General features: G+C 42.9%; 14 protein-coding genes. 7 read left to right on the top strand and 7 right to left on the bottom strand.

The window, feature by feature from the left end; all coding sequences use genetic code 11:
- Positions 1 to 55: 55 nt before the first annotated feature.
- Entirely contained in the window at positions 56 to 3,289 is a 3,234-nt protein-coding gene (gene carB, locus F967_RS09880; RefSeq protein WP_004799645.1) for a carbamoyl-phosphate synthase large subunit, read from the bottom strand.
- 96 nt (positions 3,290 to 3,385) lie between these two features.
- The gene (gene carA, locus F967_RS09875; protein ID WP_004757565.1) at positions 3,386 to 4,540 is read right to left on the bottom strand and encodes a glutamine-hydrolyzing carbamoyl-phosphate synthase small subunit; all 1,155 of its coding nucleotides are present in this window, start codon (positions 4,538 to 4,540) and stop codon (positions 3,386 to 3,388) included.
- 360 nt (positions 4,541 to 4,900) lie between these two features.
- Here carA and F967_RS09870 point away from each other — a divergent pair, with 360 nt between their 5' ends.
- Entirely contained in the window at positions 4,901 to 5,443 is a 543-nt protein-coding gene (locus F967_RS09870) for a hypothetical protein (RefSeq protein WP_004682762.1), read from the top strand.
- 71 nt (positions 5,444 to 5,514) lie between these two features.
- Here F967_RS09870 and F967_RS09865 read toward each other — a convergent pair whose 3' ends face one another.
- Positions 5,515 to 6,051: a DOMON-like domain-containing protein gene (locus F967_RS09865; RefSeq protein ID WP_004799643.1), complete on the bottom strand. Its 537-nt coding sequence runs from the start codon at positions 6,049 to 6,051 to the stop codon at positions 5,515 to 5,517.
- Between the two features lie 3 nt (positions 6,052 to 6,054).
- On the bottom strand, positions 6,055 to 6,381 hold the full coding sequence (gene yhbY / locus F967_RS09860) for a ribosome assembly RNA-binding protein YhbY (RefSeq protein WP_010589156.1): 327 nt from the start codon (positions 6,379 to 6,381) through the stop codon (positions 6,055 to 6,057).
- Positions 6,382 to 6,608: 227 nt separating this feature from the next.
- Between yhbY and rlmE the strand changes: the two genes are divergently transcribed.
- The 6 genes from rlmE (at position 6,609) to F967_RS09830 (ending at position 13,305) form a co-directional block, all read left to right on the top strand.
- Positions 6,609 to 7,259: a 23S rRNA (uridine(2552)-2'-O)-methyltransferase RlmE gene (gene rlmE / locus F967_RS09855; RefSeq protein WP_004676658.1), complete on the top strand. Its 651-nt coding sequence runs from the start codon at positions 6,609 to 6,611 to the stop codon at positions 7,257 to 7,259.
- Between the two features lie 137 nt (positions 7,260 to 7,396).
- Positions 7,397 to 9,292, top strand: coding sequence for an ATP-dependent zinc metalloprotease FtsH (gene ftsH / locus F967_RS09850; RefSeq protein WP_004676659.1), 1,896 nt, complete (start codon positions 7,397 to 7,399; stop codon positions 9,290 to 9,292).
- A 139-nt stretch (positions 9,293 to 9,431) separates the two neighbouring features.
- Complete coding sequence (folP, locus tag F967_RS09845; RefSeq protein ID WP_004682759.1) at positions 9,432 to 10,283, top strand: dihydropteroate synthase; 852 nt, start codon at positions 9,432 to 9,434, stop codon at positions 10,281 to 10,283.
- A gap of 76 nt (positions 10,284 to 10,359) precedes the next feature.
- Positions 10,360 to 11,118 (top strand): SIMPL domain-containing protein, encoded by a 759-nt coding sequence (locus tag F967_RS09840; RefSeq protein WP_004682758.1) that lies wholly within the window; start codon positions 10,360 to 10,362, stop codon positions 11,116 to 11,118.
- Between the two features lie 138 nt (positions 11,119 to 11,256).
- On the top strand, positions 11,257 to 12,879 hold the full coding sequence (locus tag F967_RS09835) for a vWA domain-containing protein (protein WP_004799639.1): 1,623 nt from the start codon (positions 11,257 to 11,259) through the stop codon (positions 12,877 to 12,879).
- Between the two features lie 111 nt (positions 12,880 to 12,990).
- Entirely contained in the window at positions 12,991 to 13,305 is a 315-nt protein-coding gene (locus F967_RS09830) for a DUF5713 family protein (protein ID WP_004682756.1), read from the top strand.
- 38 nt (positions 13,306 to 13,343) lie between these two features.
- Here F967_RS09830 and F967_RS09825 read toward each other — a convergent pair whose 3' ends face one another.
- The 3 genes from F967_RS09825 to F967_RS09815 form a co-directional block, all read right to left on the bottom strand.
- Positions 13,344 to 14,939: a CocE/NonD family hydrolase gene (locus tag F967_RS09825; RefSeq protein WP_004799637.1), complete on the bottom strand. Its 1,596-nt coding sequence runs from the start codon at positions 14,937 to 14,939 to the stop codon at positions 13,344 to 13,346.
- Between the two features lie 125 nt (positions 14,940 to 15,064).
- The gene (locus tag F967_RS09820) at positions 15,065 to 16,015 is read right to left on the bottom strand and encodes a DMT family transporter (RefSeq protein ID WP_004676671.1); all 951 of its coding nucleotides are present in this window, start codon (positions 16,013 to 16,015) and stop codon (positions 15,065 to 15,067) included.
- 522 nt (positions 16,016 to 16,537) lie between these two features.
- Positions 16,538 to 18,151 (bottom strand): phosphoethanolamine transferase, encoded by a 1,614-nt coding sequence (locus F967_RS09815; protein ID WP_004799634.1) that lies wholly within the window; start codon positions 18,149 to 18,151, stop codon positions 16,538 to 16,540.
- Positions 18,152 to 18,356 lie beyond the last annotated feature (205 nt).

The raw sequence follows: 18,356 nt of genomic DNA, 5'->3' as shown, positions 1-18,356 counted from the left end.
TTAAAAAAAGAAAAAGCCCGCCACCGATAAGGTGGCGGGGCTTATCGGTACAGAATTAACCTACAGTTTGTAAATCTTGCAAGCGGTAAACATCCATTGGTAATTTCACGGCAAATGCTTGGCAAACAGCCTCAGCACCATTAATGGTCGTGGTGTAATACACTTTGCCTTGTAGGGCAGCACGACGAATCATTGCAGAATCATATTGAGCCTGTTTGCCTTCAGTTGTGTTGACAATAAGATGAATCTCACCATTTTTCAAGCGGTCTACAATATGTGGACGACCTTCGGTGACTTTATTCACAGCTTCACATTCCAAACCTGCTTCTTTAAGCACGCGATAGGTACCACCTGTTGCAACCAGTTTAAAGCCATACTGGATTAACTGCTTGGCAATGTTTGCAATGTGTTTCTTGTCCGATTCACGAACTGACAGGAATGCATGCTTCACTTCACCTTCAGTCGGCAAACCTGGTAAACGTTCATTTGAGCCAAGTACAGCCTTATAGAAAGCTTCACCAAATGTTGTACCAACACCCATCACTTCGCCTGTAGACTTCATCTCAGGGCCAAGAATTGGGTCAACACCCTGGAATTTAGCAAACGGGAACACCGCTTCTTTCACTGCAAAGTGGGTCGGAATGATTTCCTTGGTGAAACCTTGTGACTCAAGGGATTGACCCGCCATACAACGTGCAGCAACTTTTGCTAAAGACTCACCAATACATTTTGATACGAATGGAACAGTACGGGATGCACGTGGGTTCACTTCAAGGATGTAAATATCATCACCCTTTACGGCAAACTGAACGTTCATCAAGCCGATTACGCCAAGTTCTTTTGCCATTGCAACAGTTTGGCGACGCATTTCATCCTGAACTTCTTGTGAAAGCGAGTAAGGAGGAATCGAACATGCTGAGTCACCTGAGTGAATCCCTGCTTGTTCAATGTGCTGCATGATACCGCCGATCACAACATCTTTACCGTCAGATACGCAGTCAACGTCAACTTCAGTTGCATCGTCAAGGAAACGGTCAAGTAGAACAGGGGCTTCATTCGATGCCTGAACCGCTTCACGAAGATAACGTTTTAACTCGTCTTCGTTATACACGATTTCCATTGCACGACCACCCAATACATAAGATGGACGAACAACCAATGGATAACCGACTTTAGCCGCTTCTGAAATACCTTCTTCAGCAGATTTAACGATGCTGTTGTTTGGTTGGCGAAGCTGTAGACGTTGAATCATTTGCTGGAAACGTTCACGGTCTTCTGCACGGTCAATCGCATCAGGTGAAGTTCCAATAATCGGTGTACCTGCTTCTTCTAAAGCACGCGCCAATTTCAATGGTGTTTGACCACCGTACTGTACGATTACGCCTTTAGGCTTCTCTGTACGTACGATTTCAAGTACATCTTCCAATGTTACAGGTTCGAAGTACAAACGATCTGATGTGTCATAGTCGGTAGAAACAGTTTCAGGGTTACAGTTCACCATGATTGTTTCGTAACCGTCATCACGCATAGCTAGGGCAGCGTGTACACAGCAGTAATCAAACTCGATCCCTTGACCAATACGGTTCGGACCACCACCAATCACCATGATTTTGTCACGGTTCGATGGATTGGCTTCACATTCTTCGTCGTAAGTTGAGTACATGTACGCTGTGCCAGATTCAAACTCGGCTGCACAAGTATCAACACGTTTGTAAACTGGATAGACACCCAAGTTCCAACGTTGTTTACGGAATTGCTTTTGTGAAATACCCATCAAGTCCGCAATACGAAGGTCAGATAAACCTTTGCGTTTGAACGAACGGATATTGTCAGCATTTAAATCGCCAAAGCCTAAAGTTTTCACTTGAGCTTCAGTTTTAACGATGTCTTCGATTTGGATCAAGAACCAAGGATCGATCTTAGTTGCTTCGAATACGTCATCTAATGAGAAACCATGACGGAATGCATCAGCTACATACCAAATTCGCTCAGGGCCTGGAACTTTAAGTTCTTTTAAGATGATATCTTTGGCATTAGCCGTACCAACTTCGATTTTTTCATCAAAGCCGCTGACACCTACTTCAAGACCACGAAGTGCTTTTTGAACAGATTCTTGGAAGTTACGACCAATTGCCATCACTTCGCCCACAGATTTCATCTGAGTCGTCAATACAGGCTCAGCTTGTGGGAATTTTTCGAAGTTGAAGCGAGGAATCTTGGTGACAACATAGTCAATTGCTGGTTCGAAGCTTGCAGGTGTGATACCGCCTGTGATGTCATTTTTCAATTCATCAAGGGTATAGCCAACTGCAAGTTTTGCCGCGATTTTCGCAATCGGGAAACCTGTTGCTTTAGATGCAAGCGCAGATGAACGAGAAACACGAGGGTTCATCTCAATCACAACCATACGACCGTCTTTCGGGTTAATACCGAATTGAACGTTTGAACCACCTGTTTCAACACCGATTTCACGAAGAACCGCAACCGATGCATTACGCATGATTTGATATTCTTTATCTGTCAATGTTTGCGCAGGGGCAACCGTGATTGAGTCGCCTGTGTGTACGCCCATTGGGTCAAAGTTTTCAATCGCACATACGATGATACAGTTGTCGTTTTTGTCACGAACAACTTCCATTTCGTATTCTTTCCAACCAATTAAAGATTCATCAATCAATAATTGTTTAGTTGGAGAAAGATCGAAACCACGTTCGCAGATTTCAATAAATTCTTCTTTATTGTATGCGATACCGCCACCAGAACCACCCATGGTAAATGATGGACGAATGATCACTGGGAAGCCGAAACGTGACTGAATTTCCAGTGCATGTTCCATACTTTCAGCAACATCGGCACGAGGACATTCCAAGCCGATTTTACGCATGGCGATGTCAAACAGTTTACGATCTTCTGCTTTTTCAATCGCTTCTTTAGATGCACCAATCAATTCAACATTGTATTTTTCTAAAATACCGTTGGCATCGAGTGCAAGTGCGCAGTTTAATGCTGTTTGACCGCCCATCGTTGGGAGAACCGCATCTGGACGTTCTTTTTCAATGATCTGTGCAACTGTCTGCCAGGTGATTGGCTCGATATAGGTTGCATCTGCCATTGAAGGGTCAGTCATGATGGTCGCTGGATTCGAGTTGACCAAAATAACACGGTAGCCTTCTTCACGAAGCGCCTTACATGCTTGCGCACCTGAGTAGTCAAACTCACACGCCTGACCAATGACAATAGGACCAGCACCAATAATTAAGATGCTTTTAATATCCGTACGTTTAGGCATTATTCGCTCCTGAGTGAGGGTAAAGCGGAGCGAAGCTCCGTCCGAACGCAAGACGAGAAGCTATGCTTCGAGTAGTCGCAATATTCATCTTAAACATCATTTTTTAGCCTGCTCAATCAAGTGAATAAAATGATCGAACAATGGGGCACAGTCATGTGGACCAGGGCTGGCTTCAGGGTGACCCTGGAAGCTGAATGCTGGTTTGTCAGTACGATGGATACCTTGGTTTGTACCATCAAACAGTGAACGATGTGTCACTTTTAAGTTTGCAGGTAAAGTACTTTCATCGACAGCAAAGCCGTGGTTCTGCGAAGTGATCATCACTGTACCGTGATGTTCGCTGAGAGGGTCAAGATTTTGTACAGGATGGTTCGCACCATGATGTCCATGATTCATTTTCATGGTTTTCGCGCCAGAAGCGAGCGCCAAAATCTGGTGACCTAAACAAATACCAAATACAGGTAAAGTCGTAGTTTCAACAATCGTTTTTACTGCTTCAATGGCATAGTCACATGCCGCTGGATCACCAGGACCATTTGACAGGAACACGCCATCTGGATTCAACGCGAGCACTTTCTCCGCAGGAGTTTGTGCAGGAACAACTGTTAATTTACAACCACGGTCTGCGAGCATACGTAAGATGTTGGTTTTGACACCATAATCGTATGCAACGACATGAAATTTAAATTCAGGTTGAGCAAAGCCTTGACCTAAAGCCCAGGAACCTTCAGTCCATTCAAAGCCCTCAGGATCACAGCATTCTTTTGCAAGGTCTAAACCATTTAAACCACCGAAGGCACGCGCTTTCGCAATCGCCTCTTCTTCAGTGATATTTTCGCCAGCAAGGATGCAACCGTTTTGCGCGCCTTTGTCACGTAAAATACGTGTCAATTTACGCGTGTCAATATCAGCGATGGCAACAACATTGTGTTGTTCAAGGTATTCGCTCAGCGATTGTTCAGCACGGAAATTGCTGTGTAATAAAGGAAGATCACGAATAATTAAACCGTTCGCCCATACTTTATGGATGCGACCAGATTCAACGTCTTCGCTATTACAGCCTGTATTTCCAATATGGGGATAAGTCAGCGTCACAATTTGTTGCGCATAACTTGGGTCAGTCAAAATTTCCTGGTAGCCAGTCATGGCTGTATTAAAAACGACTTCACCAGTCGTACTACCCGATGCACCGATAGACGTTCCTTTAAAGATCGTTCCATCTGCGAGGGCTAAAATGGCGGGGGTGCTCAAACCAAAGCTCCTGAACTAAAACCACAAAAATAGGGCTGTAAAAAAGCGAGAAGACATAAAAAAAGGCAGGCTGTCTTTAAAAACATGCCCCTCCTTCCAGTCTGCTCGCTTGTAACTTAACAGCGCATTATACGCATGAGTAGGTGAAAAGTCTATGTGTTTTGTCTATTAAACTCAGGAATTGGTGTTTTTCTTTTATAAGTTTAAATGGACAGGTGTCTATTGCAAAATCAGTCATTCTTATAAATATATCATGAGATATTATGCAAATTGTCTAACAATTTTTTAGGGCTTTAGGTGGAAAGCGCTTTATCTTATATATAGCCAAAAAATCAACGATCAATATAGAGGGGAATCAAGATGGCTGAGACAAAAACCGCACCTGCAACTGAAGAAGTGAAAGATGTTGTTGTTGAAAAAACTGCAAAAGCTAAAGAAGCTGTGGCGGAAAAGACGGCAGAAGTCAAAGAAGCTGTAGCTGAGAAAACGGCAAAGGCGAAAGAGGTTGTTGCTGAAAAAACCGCAAAGGCGAAAGAAGTGATTGCTGAGACTCAGGAACAGGCGAAAGAAGTCATTGCTGAAACTCAGGAAAAAATTGAAGCTGAAGCAAAAGAACTCAATGATGCTGTTCAAAATCAGTTTGCACAAATCAAGCAAGACATTTTACAGCGTATTGAAGTGATCAAGGGTCAGTTTAACTTGTCTCAAGAAGACTTGGTTGAATTTAAGAATGCCTTGAAAACTGAGTTAAACGCTTTGGTTGAAGACTTAAGCAAAGTCAGCAAAGAACTGAAAGATGACATTAGCCAGATTTCAGTAAAACACAAAGACACTTTGACTGAGAGCTTTAAACGTACCAAAGAACAAGCAGTTGAAGCCTGGAATAAGGTGCGTGCAAGCTAAGTCATCGCTTGCCAATAAAAAAGCGAGAATTGAGTTCTCGCTTTTTTGTTTTTTAGACTTATTAAAAAAAGTTAAAACTGATGCAGCCAATCCCGTTTGTTATGGAAATCTGCCTGAGGGCTGCTATGCTGCATTGCAAAGTAATGCATGCCTTGAGTGGTATTTAACACTGCAGTTAAACCAAGATACAGGTCAGCCCATTTCAATTTATTTTGCTGCATAAACTGGGATAAATCCACACTGACATTTAAGCCATAGTGGGTACGTTGTAAATGGTTCAACTCAATATCATAGGCAGCTACGGGCGGCATATTTTCTGGAAAGCGATATTCTTCAAATTGATAGGCCTGCCATGCCTGAGAGGGGGAGAGATTGATTTCACGATAGAAATCTTCATCTTTCACACCAATAAAAATCTCAAAGCAGGTCTCTTCCCATAAAAAGTCACGGCGGGGATGTGCCGAAACCTGATCGGGATAAATCAGAAACTGATTTGGGTCACGCACCCAGAAACCAACATTCACAGTTGCTGGTGTTTGCTGCTCAATCGCCCCAACCACCGTAATGGCGTTAAAGCGATCAAAAGCCGACAATTCATAACTTGCCATTGCTTAGTTATTACTGAGGTGAGCAAAACGAACGAGGTTGGAAAGATGTTGGTTTTGTTTGGCTGCCTTTTTATAAAGCAAAACAATTTTACCAATTTTCTGTACCGATTCCGCACCAGTCGCCTCAACAAGGGCATCAATCACTGCCGCACGCGCCTCACGGTCTTCACCCGCAACTTTCACCTTAATCAGTTCATGGTCATTTAGCGCACGATTCGTTTCTTCAATGACGTTTTCTGTAAGACCGTGGCTACCAACCATTACAACTGGGTTAAGTGCATGACCAATTTGACGCAAACGCTTACGTTCATGGATAGATAAAGCCGCCATTAAAAATACCTGATTTGAAAAACGACCTAGTATAGCCTGCATCCCAAACCTAAGATAGATTCAGTAGGCAGACTGATCATAAATATTCAGAAAACTGTTGAAATAACCAATGATGTTGATCGAAAAAAATCTGTAAAAGTTCGTGTGATTACGCTACATCCGTACTGTAATGAGAGTAATTTTCACGTACAATGACCAATCAGAAGTGTTTTGAAATTTAGTGAGTTATGGCGACACGCATTACCAATCAAAAATTGTCGAAAAGCAGTCGTGCGTGGATGAGAGAGCATCTGGATGATCCTTTTGTTAAAAAGGCGCAGAAAGAGGGGTATCGCGCACGCGCAGCATATAAGTTACTCGAAATCCAAGAAAAATATAAACTGATTAAACCTGGCATGACCGTTGTCGATCTGGGCGCGGCGCCTGGTAGCTGGTCACAGATCGCAGGTAAGTTGGTCGGTGCCAATGGTTTGGTGATTGCATCGGATATCCTGCCAATGGATGCGCTTCCAGATGTGACCTTTTTACAGGGTGACTTTAGGGAAGAGGAAGTCTTCGAAAAATTGTTAAATATTTTAAATGGTCGTCAGGTAGATATTGTAATTTCTGATATGGCCCCCAATACATCAGGTAATAGGGCTGTCGACCAGCCACGCCAAATTTATTTGTGTGAGTTGGCACTGGATTTTGCTCAGAAAGTTTTAGGACCAAATGGACAGTTTGTGGTTAAGGTGTTCCAGGGTTCAGGATTTGATGAGTTTAGAAAACAGGTGGTTGATGGTTTTGATGTATTAAAAACAGCCAAACCTGCGGCGTCACGCGCTCGGTCAAAAGAGGTTTTTTTGATTGGACAGGGTCGTAAAAAGGCATTGCAATAAAAAGTGTACTTGCCAAGATGTTAAAAATTGTGCATTTTGTACCTTTTAAGTTTTTTGCAACGCAAATTCATTGCTGTTTTTGTGAAGGTCAGCCAAGATTAGGTATGATCAAATTAGATTGATATGGGAATAAAGCCTTGAGCGATTACTTCAAGAATGCCGTATTGTGGCTCATCATACTCGGTGTTCTGATTTTGATTTTTAGCAACGTCAGTGACCGCAATAAGCCTGCAGCGATGAAATATTCAGATTTCGTTGCAGCGGTAAATGCTGGGCAAATTAAACAGGTCACCATTGATGGATTGAATATCAGTGGTGAGAAAACCAATGGTTCTTCATTTGAGACGGTTCGCCCACAAGTAGAAGACACTGAGTTGCTACCAAGCTTGAACAAACAAAATGTAGTGGTTGAGGGCACAGCACCACAACGCCAGGGCATTTTGATGCAACTTCTTATTGCGAGTTTCCCTGTATTACTGATCATCCTGTTGTTCATGTTCTTCATGCGTAATATGGGCGGTGGTGCTGGTGGTAAAAACGGTCCGATGAGCTTTGGCAAGTCAAAGGCAAAAATGCTGTCTGAAGACCAGATCAAGGTCACATTTGCTGATGTTGCAGGCTGTGACGAAGCAAAACAGGAAGTGGTTGAAATTGTAGATTTCCTGAAAGACCCTGCTAAATTTAAGCGTCTTGGTGCAACCATTCCTCGTGGTGTATTGATGGTGGGTCCTCCAGGTACAGGTAAAACATTATTGGCAAAAGCCATTGCGGGTGAAGCCAAGGTTCCTTTCTTCAGTATCTCTGGTTCTGACTTTGTTGAGATGTTTGTTGGTGTGGGTGCGTCCCGTGTTCGCGATATGTTCGAACAGGCAAAACGCCATGCACCATGTATCATCTTTATTGATGAGATTGATGCGGTGGGTCGTCACCGTGGTTCAGGTACAGGGGGTGGTCATGATGAGCGTGAACAAACCCTGAACCAGATGCTTGTTGAGATGGACGGTTTTGAGGGTAATGAAGGCGTGATCGTCATTGCCGCAACCAACCGTGTCGATGTGCTTGATAAAGCCTTGCTTCGTCCAGGTCGTTTTGACCGTCAGGTGATGGTGGGTCTGCCAGACATCCGTGGTCGTGAGCAAATTCTGAATGTTCACTTGAAGAAACTTCCTTCAGTGACTGGTGTGGATGTTAAGATTCTTGCCCGTGGTACGCCTGGTTTCTCTGGTGCGCAACTTGCGAATTTGGTGAATGAAGCTGCATTGTTTGCTGCCCGCCGTAATAAAAATACGGTTGACATGCATGACTTTGAAGATGCAAAAGACAAGATCTACATGGGTCCTGAGCGTAAGTCGATGGTGATCCGTGAAGAAGAGCGTCGCGCAACGGCCTACCATGAAGCTGGACATGCGATTGTTGCTGAAATCCTACCAGGTACAGATCCTGTGCATAAGGTAACGATTATGCCACGTGGTTGGGCATTGGGCGTGACTTGGCAGCTTCCTGAACAAGACCAGACCAGCCATTATAAAGACAAGATGTTGAATGAACTTTCAATCCTGTTTGGTGGTCGTATTGCGGAAGAAATCTTCATCAACCGCATGTCAACTGGTGCATCCAATGACTTTGAACGTGCAACTAAGATGGCACGTGCAATGGTCACCAAATATGGTATGTCAGATGCGCTTGGTGTCATGGTGTATGAGGACGAAAACCAGAGTGGTTTCTTCGGCAATGTTGGTAGTCGTACCATTTCAGAAGCGACTCAACAAAAAGTAGATGAAGAAGTACGTCGTATTTTGGATGAGCAATATACCGTTGCACGTAATATCTTGGAAAATAATAAAGATATCGCGCATGCAATGGTGAAAGCACTGATGGATTGGGAAACGATTGATCGTGATCAAATCCGTGACATTATGGAAGGTCGTGAACCACAACCACCTAAGGTCTATATTCCTGAAAATCCAGTGGCTGCATTTGAACCACCGAAAGATGGTCCATCTACACCACCACCATTACCAGCAATGGGCTAATGGTTGAAATCAAGAAGAGTCGCTAAAAGCGGCTCTTTTTTTGTCCTTATTTTAGCCAAGCTGAAAATAAATCAACAATGTTCTTAGGACAGTCTTGTTAAAATAAAGTGATTCGTAAAGTGTTAAGAGTTTTTTGATAATGCAGTTGATGCCATTACCACAGTGCCAGTTACACTGTGGTCGTTTTATACTGGATTTATCCCAGCCACAGATTATGGGTATTCTCAATGTCACCCCTGATTCTTTCAGTGATGGTGGACAGCATCATCATAAGGAACAGGCCGTTCAACGTGCTTTACAGATGATAGAAGAGGGTGCAAGCATTATTGATATTGGTGGAGAATCCACGCGCCCCAATGCGTCACCTGTTGAGCTTGAGGAAGAAATTCAGCGTGTGATTCCTGTGGTGGAAGCATTGGCAAAATATGATGTTGTTATTTCAATAGATACCAGCCAGCCAGAAGTAATTCGTGCTGCTGTAAAAGCGGGCGCACATATCTGGAATGATGTTCGTGCCTTAACCCGTCCGCAAGCATTGGAAACGGCTGCTGAGTTGAATATTCCTGTGATATTGATGCATATGCGTGGTGAACCAACCAATATGAACCAGCTTGATCAATATACAAATGTCACAGAAGATGTGATGTATGAGTTAGAGCAACGCTTGGATCAGGCACTCGAAATGGGAATCAAAAAATACAATATCATCCTTGATCCTGGTTTTGGTTTTGCTAAAAATGCTCAACAGAATTTTCAATTATTAAATGAATTCTGGAAGCTGAACCAGATGGGCTATCCGATCTTGTCAGGTTTGTCCCGTAAGCGTTTTATTGGTGAAGCCTTAAATGGTATACCTGCACAAGAACGTGCAGTGGGCAGTGTTGCAGGACATCTAATGAGTATTCAGCAGGGTGCCAGTATTGTCCGTGCGCACGATGTCAAAGCGACCAGTGATGCCATTAACGTCTGGAAAATGATGTTCAATCAATAATAGTTTAGGGTATTGATACAACCGTAAGATTCTATTGGCTTGCTCCATAAATATATCAGATGAGTAATTTTTAAAAATGGAAAATAAAACAATTACATATAAAAGCTTGTGGGTGTTTGCACTCATTCTCAGTCTAGGATTTATTGTTTCGGCTGCGGTGATTGGCTATGCCGTGAAGCAGTTTAATAACAGCAGTAATTCAATTACCGTCAAGGGACTGGCAGAAAAACCGATTCAGGCAGATTCGGCCCGTTGGGAAATTAACCTGCAAACCAGCCACACTTCAGAAAGTATTCCACAGGCCTATCAGTTACTTGATCAGCAAATGAAAACCTTGCAGGGTTTCTTTGTTGAGCATGGGTTTAAAGCCGCTGATATGCAATTGGGTAATAAGAGTTCCCAGTCTTATTATGAAGAGGTGGAGACGGATGAGGGACGAACCCGACGTGAGTTTAAAGGCTATATTGCAATGCAGTCTTTGGTGATCAACAGTCGTGATATTCAAAAGATTGAAAAGGCAGCCAAAGATGCGTATTTGCTGGATGAAAAAGGCATTGCAATTGCCCAAAAACCTGATTATCTGGTGTCTAATTTAGAAGAAATTAAAATGTCATTGATTGCCAATGCCACCAAAAATGCCTATAGCCGTGCCAATGAATTTGCCAAGGTCGGTGGTGCGAAAGTGGGTAGCATGCGTTCAGCCAGTCAGGGTGCATTTTATATTTTGCCTGAAAGTGGTTCGGATGAAGATAGTGATTATGGTGGAGCCTATGATAAAGCTACCATTAATAAAATTGCCCGTGTGGTGGTGACCATTAATTATGCGATTGAATAATCAATCAAAATAAGACAGCAAAGTGCGATTATGAAGATCAGGATACATTCAAATACGGTGTATCTTTCTTTTTTTGCATACAATGATTGTGATCTAGCCATACATTTGAAAAGATAAATAAAATTGGGGAAATGAAAAATGCATCATCTTGCAAAAATATTTGCTTTAACCGTACTTGGCAGCATGATTGCCGCTTGTCAATCAGTTGAATCACAGCATCGTGAAGTTGCAATGAAAGCCCATGATCGCGCGATGGCCGCAAATATGAAACGTATGGTTGCACCACGTCCTGTATTGGCAATTGCAGCCATGCCCGCACCTGCAATGGAACGCCAGCGTTTGCAACAAAACACCGAAAAATATCAGAAAAATGATGTGAATCCTGTGCATCGGGTTGCAGATCAGGCAGTTTCAACCTTTAGCATTGATGTTGATACAGGCAGTTATAGCAATACTCGCCGTTTCCTGAATGATGGGCGTTTACCGCCAGTCGATGCGGTTCGTGCTGAGGAAATGATCAATTATTTTGATTATCAATATCCACAGCCAAATAGTATTCACCCATTCTCGGTCACGACTGAAACTGTTGATTCACCCTGGAAACAACATGCCAAACTGATCAAGATCGGGATTCAAGCCAAAGACTTGGCAACCAAACAGTTAGCACCAGCCAATCTGGTTTTCCTTGTCGATGTCTCAGGCAGTATGGATGCCCCAGATAAATTGCCCTTGGTTAAGCAAACTCTACGTTTATTGACTGAGCAACTACGTCCGCAAGATAAGGTCACGATTATTACCTATGCCAGTGGTGAAAAACTGGTTTTGGAACCTACTTCGGGCGATCAAAAAGACAAGATTTTGCGTGTGATTGATGCTTTGCAGGCGAGTGGTGCAACCGCAGGCGAGCAGGCGATTCAACTGGCCTATCAGCAGGCAGAAAAAGCCATGCTGAAAAATGGCATCAATCGGATTTTGCTGGCAACGGATGGTGACTTTAATGTCGGGATCACCGATTTTAGTACCCTAAAAGGCATGGTGGCGGAAAAGCGCAAAAGTGGTATTTCACTCACCACGTTGGGTTTCGGCACAGGCAACTATAATGAGCAACTGATGGAGCAGCTTGCTGATGCGGGCGATGGTAATTACAGTTATATCGACAATAAGAATGAAGCCAAGAAAGTGGTGCAGCGTCAGCTTTCATCCACACTTGCGACAGTAGCGCAGGATGTCAAGATTCAGGTCGAGTTTAATCCAGCGACTGTAAAAGAATACCGTTTGGTCGGCTATGAAAATCGGATGCTGAAACAGGAAGATTTTAATAACGACAAGGTTGATGCAGGTGATATTGGGGCGGGGCATAATGTCACTGCCATTTATGAGATCATTCCAGTCGGGCAGCAAGGCTGGCTCAATGATTCACGCTACCAAACCCCGACAAAAACCAGTGCAGGAAATACCTCGGAATATGCTTTTGTCAATGTGCGTTATAAATTACCGAATCAGGATAAAAGTATTTTATTGAATCATTCTGTGCCAGTAGGTCGTAAATCTTTATCCCAAGCCAGTAATGATACCCGTTTTGCGATTGCAGTGGCTTCCTATGCCCAGCAGTTAAAAGGTGGAGAATATAATGGTGCAATGGGCTGGGATCAGATTATTCAACTGGCGCAGCAGTCAGCCAAACCCGATCCTTATTTAATGCGAGAGGAATTTGTTGAATTGGCAAAAATCGCAAAAAATCTCAGTGCTAAAAAGGACTAGAGATTAAATTGATGAAAAGCGGTCGGAAAAACCGCTTTTTTAATGCCTAAATCTCGTGATTTGCAGCAGATTATGCTATAAGCATGGCGTTTTATTGACATCTTATTGTGTATGTTTGAAGATTTACTCCTCCCCATGTTTGATGATGAATATTATCCCGATATTCTGGTGGCCGAAGTCAAACAGCATATTCAGCAATTCTCAAAAAAAGTAACTGGTTCAGGCGTATCTGAGTCGGATATTTATCGTTTCGCCCATCAAACCCTGATTGAAATTAACGAAATGAAACCGCAGTTTGATGATCTGGATTCAAGCCTGGATGATACGGCTGCCGATTATATTGCTGAAGCCATGATGATGATTGTGCAGGAGGCGGGATATTTGGAGATTGAAATGGAAGAGTTGATTGCCAATCGGGAGTGGTAAGCTACACTCCCGAGCTAAAGTTTCTCTTTAAAAAGTGATTATTGCGCTGTTTCACTCCAAAGTTTGGGTAAAACAATTTGCCCTGAAATCTCTGCCTCAATTTTAGGCTGTCTGATTTTTTGATAATAGATACTTTCACTATTGATCAATAAACCCAAAGTATCATTTTTATGCAATTTTGCATTGACACTTGAAAGTTCAATATTTTGACCCTCACCATCTTGCTGTGATGAACCCTGTATCACCTGATCATAAAGACGTTTTTTTGCTGGATTCAAGGGTGTAGTCTGTTCATTTAGAATCTGGTATTTGCCCGTCCTGGCTGATTTTACTGCAACGGAAATAAACAGGGTTGGGGCGATTTGCCCAGACTTTGACTCAATGTTGAGTGTCAACTGTGGTGAACCCGTCATATAAGTGGTTTGAGTTGCGCTATGAATGGGAATAAACACCGCCTGTTTTGGTGTTGCTGCAATCCACGTTTTGGCAATGCTGTAGTGTGTGCTAGGCGTTAAATCACTCAGATGATTTACAGGGCTATGATCAATACATAATTCAGGCAATGTTATGGGTGTCTGATCTTTAAGCTTCTGGTTAAACCACGCCATAATCGTATCTTGTAAATTATAGTGTTGTTTATTGCCACAACTGACTGACTTGCCAATATACCAAAATGGTGTGTTGCCCAATGGTGAATGTTGGGCAAAAGGCTGTAAATGACCACCTTGAACACCGATTAAATGTACCTCATGCTGGGCATGCTGAATACATTGTGCAGCTTTGACTCCCTCATTAAATGGAAACAATACATCCCGAAATCCCTGAATAATCAGGGCATCTGCTTTTGGTGCCTGGGCATGTTCACAAAACCAGCTGGCCTGATGGGTTTTAAGGAAGTTATAGGTAGAATCCTTTAATTGACCTTGCTGGGTATCGACATAGGCCTGCTTGAGTTCAGGATGAAACTTGTTCCAGTTCCACCAGTCACCAATCAGGTTCAGGAATGCAATCCAGTTAGTTTTGGGAATGCCATTTGGGGCAAGGCTATTCATAATGTCATACCATGTTGTGATCGGTACAATCGCCTGTAGACGGGGATCTAAAGCGGAAACCAAATACTGTATGCCACCCGCATAGGACTCACCAATCATACCTGCACGGACACCGTTCTGATTTTTTGCCAATTGAGGAAGATTCTGTTCAGCCCAGTTCATAATGCTGATGACGTCCTGAGCTTCCTTTTCAGGATCGGCAAGGCGAATTTTACCCTGACTATTGCCATGCCCACGCTGGTCATAACTAATCACCCAATAACCATTTTGCCAGGCTTTTTTTGCCACTTGTCCAGTCGGTAGCAGAAAACCATACAGGCTCAGGCTAGGGCGTTTCATACGGGACAAGCCAAAACCATGCGTATGCAATAACAAAGGCGCAGTTTGGCCGACCTTTAAATGTGGCTGATAAACAGTAAACGCCAGTACCGTGCCATCAGGAGCGATGGTTTTTGCCTGATAATAACGCTGTTTTAATTCACTGTCCTTGACTTGAGTAGGGATAGGTTGAACAGCGGCATGCATACAACCTTGTAATGCCAGAACTAAGCCAAACCATAGCCATAAAAGGTAGGTACGCATCGATTTTTTTCATCCTTGAGCAAATCTTTGGGAGTTCACAATGTGAGTGGCTATAGTTTAACGTGGCTCATCAATGGATACCATCCACTGATAGATCATTTTGGCTGACCTATCAGTTTTAATCGTTACAACACACGGGCTTTGTTGCGATAGGCATATAGAGACAGGCCTAGGCATAAAAAAATTAAACCTATAATCAAGTGTGAGCTAAGAGATTCATGGTTAAAAAATACACCCCAAAAGGTGGCCAATACAGGTGTAAGGATCGTGATCAGCATCACTGTGGTTGGATTCAACTTCTGGATGAGGTGAAAATAAAAAATCATTGCGAGTATGGAAGAAAAAAACGCACTATAAAGTATAGCCAGACTTGCCTGTAAGCCTGGCAGTTGTGTTGGCATCTCATTCATAAAAAAGGGCAACAGGCACACATAGCCCAACCATGATACTAGGGTTGAACCTGTGGTCTGAATGATGGGATGGATGTCAGCACCAACTTTCGCCACGGCAAACATTGAAATGACATAAAGAAATACGGCCAGCATCACATAGCCAACGCCCAGCATATCCATCTGAATATGATCAGCACCAATTCCCATCGTGAGTGCTAAACCGAATATGGCAAGACTCAGTCCATACCATTGACGTTTTAAAAAATGTTCACGTTTTAAAATAAACACCGCAATCAAGCCTGACCATAATGGGGCTGTGCCAAAAATAATCGAGATCATGCCAGATGAAATTCGGGTTGCGCCGATATAGCAAAAGGTCATTGAACCAAACAATCCCAATGCTCCTGCGGCATAACTCATCAGGGATTTTTTATTGATGATAAGTTTTAGTCGAAAATAAAACAGACAGATCAAGGCCAGAGGAATGGCAATACTGAATCGTAGAAACAAGCCCCACGCCCAATGAATTTCATGCACTGTCCAGACGGCTGCCAATGGGGTCAATGACCAGATCAGCACCACAGCAATGAATTGACCGACTGTAGCAAGGCGAGGGTTGGCAGGGACTACAGTCGGTTGTACCTGTGTGGTGTGTATAAAATTCTTTTGCTGAAACTGTGACATGAGAAATCTCCTATTATTGTTGCAATCGCAACGGTGTGTTTTTTAGATTTAAAAAAAAATAGGGCAATAAAAAAGGTCGCTACTGAGGCGACCTTGCTGTTCAAATGATGCTTTTAAATTGTCATCGGCTGAATATTTGCAAAGTCCCCCGCATTAAAATGCAGACACGTCGCCATGCCGCACTGGCGGGAATGCTGTGCAGAATCATAATCAGGCGTGTAGAGGAAACTTGCTTTGCCAACATGAGCATGATTTAAAAATAAACGATAGATTTTTATAACATAAGCTTGGGTTGAAAAATAGTTATAATCTCAAATCATGATAAAAATATCAGTGAATAAAATAAAGAATTTGTGATTGCTTAACATGAGAATCCTTCCATAATGATGTCATCCAGTTAGCCTGCTGGCAACCTACTGGACCAGCCGTAAGCATATTGCGACCTGGGTAACGCAAGCAATTGGTAGGATCACTATAAAAAAATCCAGTTTTACCCTATGGTCAAACTGGATATTCAGTGTGTTATGACTTATGTTTCCAATAAGGCCAATTTTCTTCAGGGCTAAACTGATAATTGTCATCCAGCCAGTACGTCCGTTTGGGTGCTGACTTTTCCTTAAGTCCCATGATATGCATCAGGTTATTATCCAGTTCTGCCGTGTTCAGTGTCCTGGTTTTATCCACCCCAGTTGAGGGGATATGGTCATACCACATGATCACGGGAACCTGATAACCTGCCTTGGTATTTGGGCTGTGGCCTGCATAGTCGATTTCATGCCCAACTTCATTGCCATGATCCGATACCACCATGAATGACCTGAAGTCTGGCACATGATCGGCCTGTAACTCATCCAGAAATTTGGCCAATAAGGAATCTTCATACAACAGCGCATTGTCATAATCATTGCGTAGCGAACGAATCCACGGGTCAATATCCCTGTTTTTAAGATCAGTTTCCACCGCATCATTACTGGTGCTGGTAAAGCGGTTAAAGGCTGCTGGGTAACGTTCCTGATAGTTGGGATGGGCACCGATCAAATGCAGGATAATCAATTTTTTCGGTTCAGGATCAGCCAGTGCCTGCTGATAATCAGGGAACAGGTTTTCATCAAGAGAACTGCTGCTACGCCCTGAACGCCTGTTTTTATAAATGGCTTTATCTGTATAGGAACCAAAAAGGGAGGAGAGATAAACATCGTCCTGATTGCTGATCCAGTAAATTTTATAGCCTGCCGCTCGGGCATAGGCCAACACACTTTCAGGGGAATATTTATCATGTTCCGATGCGGGACTTTTCGTCAATAAAACCCGTAAGGCATTGATGGTGGAAGGAACAGGTGAAAAGGCGTTGCAAAAAACCTTAAGCTGATCCAGTCGTTTACTGAGTTCTGGTGTGGTATCTCTTGGATAGCCACATACACCATAATTTAGGCTGGTGATACTTTCTGAAAGTACCAGCACATGGGTTTGTTTGCCCTTTGCCTGATCAGTTAAGACCAGATTTTGTTTTGCGCTGAGATCCCATTGCTGATGTACAGCTTTATGTTGCTTGATCCTGTTTTTAAAATTCTGGATTTTGGCATGATAGTCTTGCCAAAATACCACAGGATGAACTTTGCGCGAGGGCTTCATTAAATAACTGGTTACAGTTAACAGCATCAGAAAAATGATGCAAATCCGATAGATGCGACTATTCCAGAGCTGGCTAAAATGTACAGGTTTAACTAATTTAAAAACAGCATAGCTATAAATGCCAAGCAACACCACAAGACTGAACAGTACAGCAGCCAGCAAGGCGAGATGAAGCTGGAAAAACTCCAGAATTTCATGTTTGTTGGTGTTGGCAACTGCCTCGATAATAAAATAGGCTTCATTATCACTGTTGAATAAAAACCATGTACTTGAGCGTAGCAAGGCATCTATCCATGCAACCAGCCACCAGAGGATAGACAGGATATACCAGTAATTTTTATGACGCGTAATCGCAAGATACGTGAAAACAACACCAAGCAAGGATAGGAAGCCCAGTCGTAAACCATCGGTTAAATTTCCAGCAAAACTCAACAGGCCACCCGTGATTAATGCAGGCAGCACAATAAGCAGCAAAATCTTAAAATTTTTTAAGCTGGCTTTCATATGGTTCTAATGCAGTGGGAGAGAGTAACAAGCGTGCTAATATCGGTTTAAGTGGAGGATGTGTCAATTCAAAATTGGGAAGTGTTTGATTGCACAGCAAATTAAATTGATTAGCCCAGCTTAATTTCTAATGGGAATGAACATTAAAATTATTTCCCTTAAGTCTCCAAAATCCATTATTTCTCCGCAATTTCCTTTTTTTTGC

Source organism: Acinetobacter sp. CIP 102637 (genome assembly GCF_000368425.1).
GTDB lineage: Bacteria > Pseudomonadota > Gammaproteobacteria > Pseudomonadales > Moraxellaceae > Acinetobacter > Acinetobacter parvus.
The sequence above is the reverse complement of the archived record's forward strand: the minus strand, read 5'-3'. Positions and strand labels throughout refer to the sequence as shown.